Here is a 12,135-nt window from a genome sequence, read left to right as displayed (position 1 = left end):
CAGCCCGGCGTTGCCCGGCGTAGGATGCGGACCCTCAGCCTGGCTACGCTCGGACTGGCTCTGTCCTTGTTGATCTCCGGAGTATCGGCACCCGCGGGCAGCGACCCGACGCCGCTTTCGTTTGTCCTGCAGATCGCAGCCTTTTCGACCACGCCGCTTTTCCTGCTCGGCTTTGCCCCGCCGCGGCTGGTGCGCATGGCGTGGCGGCGAGAGGAGGAGCTGGCGCTTCGTGCGGCCGAGCTCGAGCTGATGAAGGCGTTGGATCCCCAACAGATCGCCGACGTGCTGCTGCCGAGCATGTGCGCCCTGGTCGGCGGGGAGGCCGCAGTGCTTCACGACCGTACGGGTGAGGTCGTCGGCTCGTACGTTGCGTCCACAGGCAGGGCCGCTGCACCGGACCGGCCCGCCGACGGATCGGCGTTGACCGTGCCGCTCCGCTCTGGGGACATCGTCGTCCAGGCGAGCCGGTTCACCCCCTTCTTCGGCAGCGAGGAGGCACAGATCCTTCAGTCGCTCGGCGTCCTCGCCGACCTGGCCCTCGCCAGGGCAGAGCACTTCCAGGCGGAGCAGCGCAAGAACAGCTACCTGCGCATCCTCCAGCAGGTGACCGCCTCGGCCAACGCACCCGGAGGGCCGCACCGGGCCATCCAGTCAGCTCTGGACACGGTTTGCAGCGAGACCTGGTGGACGGCCGGCCACGCCTACATGGTCAACGCCGACCCGAACCGGTCGGAGCCCACCCAGATCTGGCATCTGGAGGCTACCTCGGAGTTGTCGGAGGAATTCCGTACGGCGAGTGAGAAGCCGGCGCTCAAAACCGGCGACGGCATGATCGGCAGAGTGTTTGCCACTGGGGAGTCGCTTTGGGTGTCGAACCTGGCCCAGGAGCCGGAATTCACCCGGGGCGGCGTCTCCCAGGAGGTTGCCGCCGCAATGGTCCCGATCAAAGTCGGCGCCGACGTGGTCGGGGTGCTCGAGTTCTTCGCCGGTGAAACCCGCGATCCCGATGACGAGTTCTTGAACGTCCTTACCCAAATCGGCATCCAGCTGGGCCGGGCAGTCGAGCGAGCCCAGAGCCAGGACCAACTCGCCAGGCGGGCCGAGGACCTGGCCCGGTCGAATGCAGACCTCGAGCAGTTCGCCTATGTCGCTTCACACGACCTTCAGGAGCCGCTTCGAATGGTGAGCAGCTACATGCAGCTTTTGTCCGAGCGCTACGAAGCCGAGCTCGATGAGACCGGACAGCGGTACATCCACTACGCCGTGGACGGCGCAAGCCGGATGCAGAGCCTGGTCCGGGACCTGTTGAGCTTCTCGCGGGTCGGAAGCCGGGGTCTCGAGAAGGTGCCCACCGACCTGAACCGGGTCGTCGGGCAGACCCTTAACAACTTCGAGGTGGCTATCAAGGAGTGCGGCGCCGTAGTGACCTCCGACGACCTGCCGGCGGTCAACGGCGACCCGGGGCAGCTCACCCAGCTGTTTCAGAACCTGATCGGCAACGCCATCAAGTTCCATGGAGCGACCCAGCCGGAGGTGCGCATCTCCGCCGAGCGGCGTTCGGACGAGTGGCTGTTCAGTGTTGCCGACAACGGGGTGGGGTTCGATGCGAAATACGCCGAACGGGTCTTCGTGATCTTCAAGCGGCTGCATAGCCGGGAGGAGTACCCGGGCACCGGCATCGGCCTGGCGATCTGCAAAAAGATCGTCGAAAGGCACGGCGGCCGTATCTGGGCTGATTCCGAAATCGGGCAGGGAACCACAATATTCTTCACCCTTCCCCAATCCGAGGAGGTGGCAGAGTGATCCCGTCGTACCGACCTATCAACATCCTGCTGGTTGAGGACAACCCCGGAGACGTCGAGCTGACCGAGGACGCGCTTCGCCGTTCGAAGGTGGCGACAAAGGTGTCCGTGGTGACCGACGGCGAGGACGCCATGAACTACCTGCGGCAGCAGTGTGCGTACGAAGAGGAGACCATGCCGGACCTCGTGCTGCTGGACCTGAACCTTCCCCGCAAGGACGGCATGGAGGTCCTGAAGGAGATGAAGGACGACCCGAACCTGAGGCACATCCCGGTGGTGGTCCTGACCACGTCCGAAGCGGAGAGGGACATCCTCGCCAGCTACGAGCTCGGCGCCAACTGCTTCATCAGCAAGCCGGTGGACCTCACCGAGTTCCGCAAGGTCGTGGAGTCGATAGACGACTTCTGGTTCACCATCGTCAAGCTGCCCAGCCCGTCGAGGGTTCAATGAGCGTCACCCGCATTCTTCTGGTCGAGGACAACCCGGGGGACGCCGAGCTCATCGGCATCGCCCTCGAACGAGCGGGCGGCTTCGAGATGGAGGTCTGCGTGCGGCTCTCCGACACACTTGGCAGATTGTCGCGGAACGGCATCGACCTGGTGCTGCTCGACCTGGGGCTTCCCGACTCCGAGGGCCTGGAAACCTTCCTTCGGGTGAACGAGCGGGCCCCCTATCTGCCGATCGTCGTGCTCACCGGTTCCGAGGACGACGCCCTGGCCCTGCAGTCGGTACGCGAAGGAGCCCAGGACTACCTGGTGAAGGGCGTCCCATCGAACATGCTGCTGAAGTCGCTCCGCTACGCCCTGGAGCGCAAGCGGGGACAAGAGGCTCTGCGGCTCAGCCAGGCCCAGCTCGCCGAAGCCCAGCGGGTCGCCCACGTGGGGAGTTTCGTGTGGGACATCGACGACGAAAGCGCGGAGTGGAGCGAGGAGCTGTACCGGATCTTCGGGCTTGATCCGTCGGAGGCTTCTACTGCCGCAGCAATCGACGAAATGGTCCACCCCGAAGACCGCGCCGAAACACGGCGGGTCATGGAGGAGGCAATGGCTACCGCCCGGCCGTTCACGATCCAGAACCGCATCGTCCGCCCGGACGGCGAGGTCCGGGTGCTGGACACCAGGGGTGAGGTGCTCACCGACGTCACCGGGAAGCCGGTTCGCCTGCTGGGCGTCAGCCAGGACATCACCGAGTGGAAGAGGGCCGAGGACGTCCTCAGGGAGCGGGAGCGGGAGCTTAGGGCCGCCCGGGACCAGGCAATTCAGGCCTCCGAGTCAAAGTCGCAGTTCCTGGCCAACATGAGCCACGAGATCAGGACCCCGATGAACGGCGTCCTGGGCATGGCCCATCTGCTGATGGAGGGGGAGACCGACCCGCAGAAGCGCACCTACCTGCGGGCACTGAAGGAGTCCGGTCACAACCTTCTGGCGATCATCAACGACATCCTCGACTTCTCGAAGGTCGAGGCGGGCCAGCTGGAGCTGGAGCGGATCGAGGTGGACCTTCCCGAGCTTGTCGACACCGCGGTTGCGCTTTTTGCCTCGCAGGCCGACGAGAAGGGACTGGATCTGGACTACGCCGTCGAGCCCGACGTGCCCCGCAACGTCCTCGGCGACCCGGTGAGGGTCAGGCAGGTCCTGATCAACCTGCTCAGCAACGCAGTCAAGTTCACCGACACCGGCCGGGTGGCCGTGTCGGTCAGGCGGGCCGGGGCCGACAACATCAGGTTTGAGGTCACCGACACCGGCATCGGGATCGAGCCCGCCGACCACGAGCGAATCCTGGACCCCTTCGGCCAGGCCGACTCCTCGACCACCCGCCGTTTCGGCGGGACCGGACTCGGCATCCCGATCTGCCGGCAGCTGGTCTCCCTGATGGACGGCTCGTTCGACTACATGAGCAAGGCCGGTGAGGGCAGCACCTTCAGCTTCGAGATCCCGCTGCCTCCGGCGGGCTCCCGGCCGGTCAGGCTGCTTCCCGACCTGGAACCGGGCGCCCCGTTCAAGGCCGCAGGCGAAGCCGGCGTCCAGACGGTGCTTTTGGCCGAGGACAACCAGGTCAACCGCCTGGTGGCCGAGGCGATGCTCCGCAGCATGGGCTACGAGGTGGACGTCGCGGTGAACGGGGCGGAGGCGGTTGCCGCCCTGTGCCGCAAGCCGTACGCCTTCGTGCTGATGGACTGCCTGATGCCAGAGATGGACGGCTACGAAGCCACCGCCCGTATCCGCCGCGAGGGCGGCCGAATCGGAGCGACCCCGGTCATCGCCCTGACCGCCCTGGCAATGAAGGGCGACCGGGAGAAGTGCGTGGCCGCGGGCATGGACGACTACCTGTCCAAGCCCCTCTCCCCCACCGCGCTCGTGGGCGCGCTGGAGAGGTGCGGCATAAGCCATCAGCCCCCGGCGGCCGTATCGGGAGAGCGTTGACTCTTTAGCCTTCCACGGTCACCGGCAGCCCGAAGTGCGGGAAGAGGATGTAGCCGAAGGTCGTGATTTCGGCGATCCTGCCGTCCTTCAGCAGAGTCTCCTGGACCGATCCTCGGCCTCCTCGAAGGAGGCGAGCATCCGGTAGCAGTGGACGTGGAGCTCCCGGCGGTGCTTCTCGGGTGCTTGCGGTAAAGCCCGCTCGTCCGCTGCGGGCGCCTTGTTCACTCCCCCTTACCCACCGGGACCTCCTGGAGGATCCAGGTGTTGCCGTCCGGGTCCGCGAAGTCGGCGAACGAGGCGTAGTCGGCGTGCGACGGGTCGACGCCCGGCTGCCAGCCCTCGGCGCCCATGTGGCGGATGTCGCCGACCTCGACCCCGTTGCCGACCAGCTGCTCCCGGGCCTGGGTGATGTCCTTGACTACGAGGTGGGTTCCCCGGTAGGAACCGGCCGGGGCGTCGGTCAAGCCTTTGCCGATCGTGATCGAGCACCTCGACCCCGGCGGGGTGATCTGGACGACCCGGAAGTCGGCGTTCGGGCTGAAGTCGACGTCCAGGTTCCAGCCCAGCTTCTCGGTGTAGAACTCCTTTGCCCGGTCGACGTCTGCGACCGGCACCAGCACCAGTTCGATTCTAAAGTCCATTTCTTGTCTCCTTGAAGTTCGGTCAACTAACCGGTACAACGCCCGTCCCCGGCGAAGCTAATCGGCGGCGCGATGAGAATTTGAAAAGGCGGCAAGGAAGGGCAGCACGATCGCCCCGCAGGCGGCAGCCATGAGGACCCCCCAGACGACCCAGCCGCCGGGCGGGGCCCACGCCGGGTCCGTAAAGAAGACGATCGGGGCGTTCTCCTTGGAGAACCGCCTGCCGATGGTGTGCCAGGCGGTCAGGTGGATGGCAGCCGCCGCGGCCGACAGGACCGGCATCAGGAACCGGGAGGACAACCATCGGGGCCGCTCCGCCCGGGCGACCGTCTCGCCGGCGATCATCGTGATGCACACGGCCGCGGGGAGGATGTGGCGGGCCTGCACCCCGAAGTCGTAGATGTTCTGCACCGCCTCGAGGAGGATCGCCATTACAACGGTGGCCGCGATCGCCAGGCCGAGGGAGAGCCTCTGCCACCGGTTGCCGCCGATGAACCCGGTCACCACCACCACCAGAACCATCGCCCCCCACACCCGGTAGGCGGTCTCCGGCATCAGGGCGTCCAGCGGCCCGAAGACCCCCACCACCTGCCGGACCAGGCCGCCGGCCTCGCCGGAGGTGAGCCCTCCAAAACGGATTTGCGACAGGTCCGGCTGCGCCGCCTCCACCGCCCTCCAGACCAGTGCGGCCCCCATCGCAACCCCGATTACCGCGGCGAAGATCCGAGCCCGACGGCCGCCGCTCCTCCAGATCGCTCGCAGGGGCCGGAACCCGATGAATACCGCAGCCAGCCCCAGCTCGAGGAGCACCCAGGCCGGTCCGAGATCCCGGGCCACCGCCAGCGTCGCCCCGCTGAACGCAGCGGAAAACCACACCCACCCGGGCGGGCCGCAGCGGGTCAGACGGAGCAGGCAGGCCATAAAACAGATGGCGGCGGCGATCTCCACCCCGCTGCTGGTGAGGGCGGCCGCCATCGCCAGCACCATAGGGGAGACCGAGAGCAGAACAGCGGCGAGGCTGCGGGGGGTCCGGCCGTCGTACAGGGCAAAAACGGCCAGGCCGAGCAGCAGGAGCGAGACCAGGAGGATGCCGGCCCGGCCCAACATCAGCGCGGTGGTGGGGTCGTCCGTCGCCCGCATCAAAAGCCCGGGGAGCACGTAGGCCGCCGGGGGGTAGGTGCCGACGTAGGTCTCGAACGTCACGGTCCTATCCGAGGTCGGAGGGTCCGACTCCCAGCAGGTTCCTACGTAGAAGGGGAACGCCCAGCATTCGAAGGCGATGGGAGCCAGCCGCTCCGGAGCCCGGACCACGCCGGACTGCTCCTGCATCCAGGCGATCTGCACCGGGAACTGGGGGGCCGGCGGCTTGGGGGGCACGTCGTCCAGGACCACCTGGCCCCGGCCGACTCCCAGGGCCCGGATGTAGTGGGCGGCCTCATCGGGGGATGCTCCGGGCGGCGTGCTGAACATCAGGCACACGGCGATCAGCAGCCAGCACCCGGCTACGATGCCCGGGGTGCTCTTCAGGAGCCTTGGTCGAAGCGACGCGACCCCGCCGGGTGTCGGCTCCTGCTGCTCGACCGCCTCCGGTCCGGCGATCTGACGCTCCGTCAAACCCGGGCGTTCTGGTCGGCGGCCGCCGGGGGTGCGAACCGGGTGCGGGTCACGGGACCGGCGTGGAGATCAGGTTCTTGATGACCGAGTACACCCGGTCCAGGTCGGCGCGGGAGACGTGCTCCTCCTGGGTGTGGGCGACAACCGGGTCACCCGGGCCGAAGTTGACCGCCGGGATGCCTCGGGCGGCAAAGCGGGCGACGTCGGTCCAGCCGAGCTTGCCGGTGTAGCTGCCGCCCGCCTGGGCCAGAAGGGCCTGGAGAAGCGGGTGGTCGAGGCCGGGAGGGGCCGCGACGGCAAACTCCACGACCTTGAGCTCGTCGGCCGCCGAGAGGACCTCCCGCAGGTGTTCGGCCGCCTCCTCGTAGGTCCGGTCGGGGGCGAACCGGTGGTTCACCCGCATGACCGCCCGGTCGGGGACGACGTTGTCCGCCACGCCGGCGGTCATCCGCACCGCCTGGAGCCCCTCCCGGAACTCGCAGCCGTCGATGACAACCCGCCGGCCCTCGTACGCCGCTATCGCATCGAGCAGCGGCGCCATCCGGTGCAGGGCGTTCACCCCGAGCCACCCGCGGGCGGTGTGGGCCCGGCGACCGGTGGTTGTCGCGTCCATCTGCAGGATGCCCTGGCAGCCGGCCTCCACCTGGGCGGCCGTCGGCTCGGCGAGCAGGGCGGCGTCTCCCTCAACCAGATCCGGGCGTACGTCGAACAGCATCTCGAGCCCGTTGTCGCCGGTGGTCACCTCCTCGCACGCGTAGAAGACGTAGGTGACGTCGACCGCGGGCTCGGGGACGGTGAGGGCCAGGTGCAGGATGGCCGCCAGGCCGCTCTTCATGTCGCACGACCCGATGCCCCACAGGACGCCGTCCTCAATCCTGGGGACCTCGTTCTGGTTGGGCGGTACCGTGTCGGTGTGCCCGGCCAGGACCAGCCGGGTTGGGTGTCCGAGGTCGGTCCGGGCGACGAGATTGTTGCCCAGCCGCTCCACCTTCAGCCAGGGGGCCGCGGCCAGGAGGGACTCGATGTGGTCGGTGATCACCGCTTCGTCGAAGCTCACCGAGGGGATGGCCACCAGCGAAGCGGTCAGCTCCAGCAGGTCAACGGGCTCTGGATTCGTAATTCTCGCCTCCTCGTCGTATCAATTGACGTTATCTCAATAGCTGACTACCCAGTTCGGGCCGGAAGCGCGATAATGAAAATTGATAGTCCACCAAAGAAAGGGGAATATATGCCTCCGGAAGTTGGCTGAGCGGACGTAGGTGCAGACACCTGCAGATGGCGTGCGAAGGCGGGCTCGAAGGAAGAGCTCATGCGTGCCGTAGCGGTTCACCTTCGTGATGTTCACAAGGTCTCATCGCCTACCCAGACGATCATGACCTACATCATGAAGAACGCTAAATAAGCAGGGAGATCTGTAAATCCTCGGTCGAGGATTTTAGGTGCTTCTTAGATTGACTCCCGGTCGGGACGAGATCAAAAGAAAAGGACGTTGGGCGATGGATGCCTGAACGTCCTTTCTTTTTGCCCGGAATCGCCCGGGCGTGGCTATTGTTCAAGCCCTATGCGGACTGAATCCCTGAACCGGCTGGCCTGTCCGGCCCCCGGCTGTGCCGGGCACCTTACGACCCTGCCGTCGTTCGAGCCGGCTTACGACGGCCCCGGCGAGATTCTGGAGGCGATCCTGGTCTGCGGGCGGTGCGGCGCAGACTTCCCGGTGCTTCTCGGGGTGGCCCTCCTGGAGGACGACCTGGGAACCTACCTGGGGACGTTCTGGCCCGAGATCGAGGCCTGCGCCGCCGAGCTCTGCGGGGCCGGGATCTCGGCTGAGATGCGCTCCTACATCGGAATTCCAGACAGCGAGCAGGCCGGTGACCTCCGGTGGACCGTCTCCCCGTACCTGCAGGCCCACTTCGACCCCGGATCTCTGGGTGACGATTTCGACGAGGGCTGGTGGCGGGATGCGATCGAGGCCCACCGCGCCGGCGGCAGGGACCCGTACACGGTTCTGCTGGCCGCCGCCCGGGACCGGTCCGGCAAACCGCGGGCCGGCCTGGCCTTCGACGTCGGCACCAGCGTAGGCCGGGGCGCCGCAGAGCTGGCCCTCGTCTACCCGTATGCGGTCGGCGTGGACCGGTCATTCCGGGCGATCCTTGCCGCACGCCGGCACCTTCTCGGCGCACCGTCGCCCCTCACCGAGTACCTGCTGGAGACCGAGAAAGGAAACTGGGAAACCAGGACCCTCCCCCCTGTGAAGCCCGCCGGCAACCTCGACTTCGTCGTCGCCTCGGGAGGGGCCCTGCCGGCCGCAGCGGGTAGCGCCTCCTGCGTCGCGGCACTCAACGTCCTGTGCGCGGTCCGGGAGCCGGTCGCACTGCTGGACGACTTTGCCCGGGTCCTGGAGCCCGGCGGCCTGCTGCTGGTTTCGTCCCCTTTCTGGTCGGACCCGTCGGAGGGGGCGGAGACGCCGCTGGCAACCGGAGGCCCGGAGTTCCTGCACACCGCGCTGGCCCCCGCCTTCGAGATCGTCCGGGAGGAGGACGGGGTCCCCTGGCTGCTCCGGGTGGCGAAACGGCGCTGGGACGTCTACCTGTGCCACTGCCTGGCCGCCACCCGGCGTTGACGGTCGGCTAATCTGACAGACACAAATTGTTCGCCCGCAGGGAGGTTCACATGGGAACCGATGTAGAGCTGGAGCTGGACGATTTCATCCGGTGGCTCGCCACCATGCCCCACCACTTCGCCGAGTTCAAGCGGGACCCGGAACACGTCATGCGCTACGCGAAGCTGAGCGACATGGCCATCGGTACGCTGCGGAGCCGGGGCAAGGAGCAGGTGGTCCAGCAGATCGTGGACAAAAAGGAGGAGATTCTCACCTCCCCCGAGGCGCTCAAAGGCGTCACCTTCGCCCGGGACTTTTCGGCCGGCGGTTACGGCGGGACGGTTATCAAGAAGGAGCCGGCCGGCGGGGACTCCGACTAGGCAAGCTGCGATCTCAGGAGGTGGAGGTCGGCGCCGCCCCAGTGCTCGGTCAGCAGCCCGTCCTTCATCCGCACCAGGTCCAGGCCGGGAACCGAGACCCGCTTGCCCGTGGCCTCGATCCCCTGGAACGGCCCGCGGTGGGTGCCCGACATGGTGAACCGGAAGGCCACCAGGTCACCCTCGGCCACCATCTCCTCGATCGCCAGATGTACGTCCGGGAACGCAGTCCGGAAGCTCTGGAGGCGGGTCCTCTGGCCCTCGATGTCCAGCGGCTCGGCGCCGGGACCCACGTGCCGCAGGTACCCGGGCGCCAGGTGGGCGGCCGAGTCCTCGATCCTTCCCTGGTTCCAGACCTCGTCCAGGTAGCGGCGCACCGTCTGCTTGTTCTGTTCGGTCGACAAGGTCCCTCCTGCACCCGACTTTGAATTGGGCTGTAGCTTAAGGCCTAGATGATCACCGTCCACTTCACCTACCTCACCGGTCTCAAGCGGCCGGTCTTCACCAACGGCCGGCTGACCGGCAGCTGGGACGGGTGGCTGGAGCACCCCATGCAGGCGGTCACCTGCGACGACGGCTGCCCGGGCTTCACCGCTACCGTGCGCCTGGACGACTCGCTTGCCGGACAGACGGTCAGGTGGGGCGTCCGGGCCGACGGCAGCCAGGGGGCAAACGTCTGGGTGGTCAACCTCGAGGTGCCGGACCCGGGGTCCTCGGAGCGATACCGTGAGCTGACCCTTCCGGCGGCAGGGGGAAAGACCGAGGCCCGCTACCACTTCACCTACAGCCGCTACCTCGGGGCGCAGAAGTGTTACCGGTCACCCGATACTCCCCCGTCGATTAGGTTCGCGGTCTGGGCGCCCAACGCCCGGCAGGTGGAAGTGGTTTTCGGCCGGCTGGAGAGCGGCTACATCGGCGACGACGGCAGCGGCATCGACCAGTCCAGGCCCGCCATCGCCCTCGAGCGAAAGGCCGGCGGCATCTGGGAGAGCCCCGGTTTCGGGCATTTCGCCGATTTTGCGGGGGCGCCCTACATGTTCCGGATCCTGAACGCCCAGGGCGCAACCGTCTTCCGGACCGACATTCACTCCCGGTGGCAGGTCGGCCGGGGCGACCGGGACCCGAACGAGGGCTCGTGGGACGGCAACCCGGCAACGCTCGACGGCGGGGTCAGCTGCAGCATGGTGATCGACCAGGACCTGGTGCGGGAGAACTTCCTGCTGTCGGAGTCCAACCAGCACGTCCCCGACACCGAGTTCTGGGCCATCGAGTTCACGCCCGGGCGGCCGGTGCCGAGCCGGGTGGAGGACCTCGTCATCTACGAGCTCCACGTCGGTTCACTCGGCTTTGGTCGGCGCGACGCGGGAAACCTGAAGGACGCGATGGAGCTGGTCCCCTACCTCGGCGACCTGGGGGTCAACGCGGTCGAGCTGCTGCCGATGTCCGAGACCTCCGGGACTCTCAGCTGGGGGTACGGCGACACCCACCACTTCGTCATCGAGTCGAGCGCCGGCGGCCGGAACAGCTACAAACACTTCGTGCGCGAGTGCCACCGCCACGGCATTGCGGTGATCCAGGACGTGGTCTACAACCACTTCGACGCCCGCGCCGGCCGGGCGGAGTGGGAGTACGACTCCTCGGCGCCCGACCAGAACATCTACTACTGGTACGAGGGCCGCCCGGAGGACCACCCCCACCCCAGCGGCGGCTACCTCAACAACGGCTCCTCCGGCTGGACGCCGAGGTTCTACGAGGAGCCGGTCCGGCAGCTGTTCATCTCGAGCGCCGCAGAGTTCGTCGAGGAGTTCCACGTCGACGGGCTGCGGGTCGACCTCACCCAGGCGATCCACCGGGACAACTCGCTCATGGCAAACGGCTGGGGCATCGGCCGGGCCAACGCCTTCGGGCAGAAGTTCCTGCGGGAGTGGAGCCGGACCCTGCAGGCGATCCGCCCGACGGTGATGTTGATCGCCGAGGACCACACCGGCTGGCCTGCGGTGACCGAGAAGGCCGACGCCGGCGGGCTCGGGTTCGACGCCACCTGGTTCGCCGACTTCTACCACAGCCTCATCGGAGACGCCGACGGCGCCGGCGGGAAACCCCGGCTTCTCAAGGAGGCCGGCTTCGGCCACGACGGCCCGCTGGAGGTGCAGGAATTTGCCGGCTACCTGTGGGAGAGCCGGGGCAACAAGGTCGTCTACTCCGAGTCCCACGACGAGGCCGGCAACGCGGGCGGCAGCGCCCGCACTGCGGTGGTTGCGGTCAACGGCGCTCCCCTGTGGGGCGACACCCGAAAGGTCGCCGAGGCCCGGGCCCGGGTTGCCCACGGGCTGACCATCCTCTCCGCCGGCACACCGATGTTCTTCATGGGCGAGGAGATCGCCGCGCAGCGACCCTGCCGCTACGACAACATCGCCGACAGCAAGGAGGACCTCCACGGCGAGCGCAACGGCGACGGCGGGCGGATGTTCCGTTACTTCCAGGACCTCATCCGTGTGCGCCGCGACAGCCGGGCAATCCGCAGCCACAACATCGACATCATCCACGCCTCCAACCCCAACCGGGTACTCGCCTTCACCCGGTATAACGGAACCTCCTCCGTGCTCGTGGTGGCCGGCCTCAACAACTCAGCCTTCGAGAGCGGCTACGTGATCCAAACCGACGCGCACCGGCTTGCGG

The 12,135-nt window shown here is 67.3% G+C and carries 10 protein-coding genes and 1 pseudogene; 6 read left to right on the top strand and 5 right to left on the bottom strand.

Annotation, left to right across the window (positions count from 1 at the left end):
* The 3 genes from VFV09_07775 to VFV09_07765 all read left to right on the top strand — a co-directional run.
* Window positions 1-1,803 (top strand): ATP-binding protein (locus VFV09_07775; protein ID HEU4867610.1); only part of this gene is annotated, 1,803 nt, incomplete at its 5' end.
* On the top strand, window positions 1,800-2,252 hold the full coding sequence (locus VFV09_07770; GenBank protein HEU4867609.1) for a response regulator: 453 nt from the start codon (window positions 1,800-1,802) through the stop codon (window positions 2,250-2,252). The genes VFV09_07775 and VFV09_07770, both read left to right, overlap by 4 nt.
* Window positions 2,249-4,225 carry a response regulator gene (locus tag VFV09_07765; protein HEU4867608.1) on the top strand — a complete coding sequence of 659 codons (1,977 nt, stop codon included), beginning with the start codon at window positions 2,249-2,251 and terminating at the stop codon, window positions 4,223-4,225. The genes VFV09_07770 and VFV09_07765 overlap by 4 nt, the downstream gene beginning before the upstream one ends.
* An 85-nt stretch (window positions 4,226-4,310) precedes the next feature.
* On the opposite strand, the pseudogene VFV09_07760 reads toward VFV09_07765, so the two are convergent.
* The 4 genes and pseudogenes from VFV09_07760 to dapE all read right to left on the bottom strand — a co-directional run bounded on the left by VFV09_07760 (window position 4,311) and on the right by dapE (window position 7,567).
* A pseudogene (locus VFV09_07760) lies at window positions 4,311-4,450 on the bottom strand (RNA polymerase subunit sigma-70).
* On the bottom strand, window positions 4,447-4,866 hold the full coding sequence (locus VFV09_07755) for a VOC family protein (GenBank protein ID HEU4867607.1): 420 nt from the start codon (window positions 4,864-4,866) through the stop codon (window positions 4,447-4,449). Before VFV09_07755 ends, VFV09_07760 begins: the two are co-directional and overlap by 4 nt.
* Window positions 4,867-4,923: 57 nt before the next feature.
* Window positions 4,924-6,480 carry a DUF2142 domain-containing protein gene (locus VFV09_07750; GenBank protein HEU4867606.1) on the bottom strand — a complete coding sequence of 519 codons (1,557 nt, stop codon included), beginning with the start codon at window positions 6,478-6,480 and terminating at the stop codon, window positions 4,924-4,926.
* A gap of 49 nt (window positions 6,481-6,529) precedes the next feature.
* The gene (gene dapE / locus VFV09_07745) at window positions 6,530-7,567 is read right to left on the bottom strand and encodes a succinyl-diaminopimelate desuccinylase (GenBank protein ID HEU4867605.1); all 1,038 of its coding nucleotides are present in this window, start codon (window positions 7,565-7,567) and stop codon (window positions 6,530-6,532) included.
* A gap of 474 nt (window positions 7,568-8,041) precedes the next feature.
* On the opposite strand from dapE, the gene VFV09_07740 reads away from it, so the two are divergent.
* Window positions 8,042-9,100 (top strand): class I SAM-dependent methyltransferase, encoded by a 1,059-nt coding sequence (locus tag VFV09_07740; protein ID HEU4867604.1) that lies wholly within the window; start codon window positions 8,042-8,044, stop codon window positions 9,098-9,100.
* Window positions 9,101-9,150: 50 nt separating this feature from the next.
* Window positions 9,151-9,459: a hypothetical protein gene (locus tag VFV09_07735; protein ID HEU4867603.1), complete on the top strand. Its 309-nt coding sequence runs from the start codon at window positions 9,151-9,153 to the stop codon at window positions 9,457-9,459.
* Here VFV09_07735 and VFV09_07730 read toward each other — a convergent pair.
* Complete coding sequence (locus tag VFV09_07730) at window positions 9,456-9,860, bottom strand: ester cyclase (protein ID HEU4867602.1); 405 nt, start codon at window positions 9,858-9,860, stop codon at window positions 9,456-9,458. The two genes, VFV09_07735 and VFV09_07730, sit on opposite strands and share 4 nt — an antisense overlap.
* A gap of 48 nt (window positions 9,861-9,908) precedes the next feature.
* Between VFV09_07730 and VFV09_07725 the strand changes: the two genes are divergently transcribed.
* The coding region (locus VFV09_07725) for an alpha-amylase family glycosyl hydrolase (protein ID HEU4867601.1) at window positions 9,909-12,135 on the top strand (2,227 nt) is incomplete at its 3' end.

Source organism: Actinomycetota bacterium (assembly GCA_035759705.1).
Taxonomy (GTDB): Bacteria; Actinomycetota; CADDZG01; order JAHWKV01; family JAHWKV01; genus JAJCYE01.
The sequence above is the reverse complement of the archived record's forward strand: the minus strand, read 5'-3'. Positions and strand labels throughout refer to the sequence as shown.

Bases quoted from the DNA above. Each gene is read 5' to 3' on its own strand.
- VFV09_07765 (HEU4867608.1), top strand. From the start codon at position 2,249: ATGAGCGTCACCCGCATTCTTCTGGTCGAGGACAACCCGGGGGACGCC.
- VFV09_07755 (HEU4867607.1), bottom strand. From the start codon at position 4,866: ATGGACTTTAGAATCGAACTGGTGCTGGTGCCGGTCGCAGACGTCGAC.
- VFV09_07740 (HEU4867604.1), top strand. From the start codon at position 8,042: ATGCGGACTGAATCCCTGAACCGGCTGGCCTGTCCGGCCCCCGGCTGT.
- VFV09_07735 (HEU4867603.1), top strand. From the start codon at position 9,151: ATGGGAACCGATGTAGAGCTGGAGCTGGACGATTTCATCCGGTGGCTC.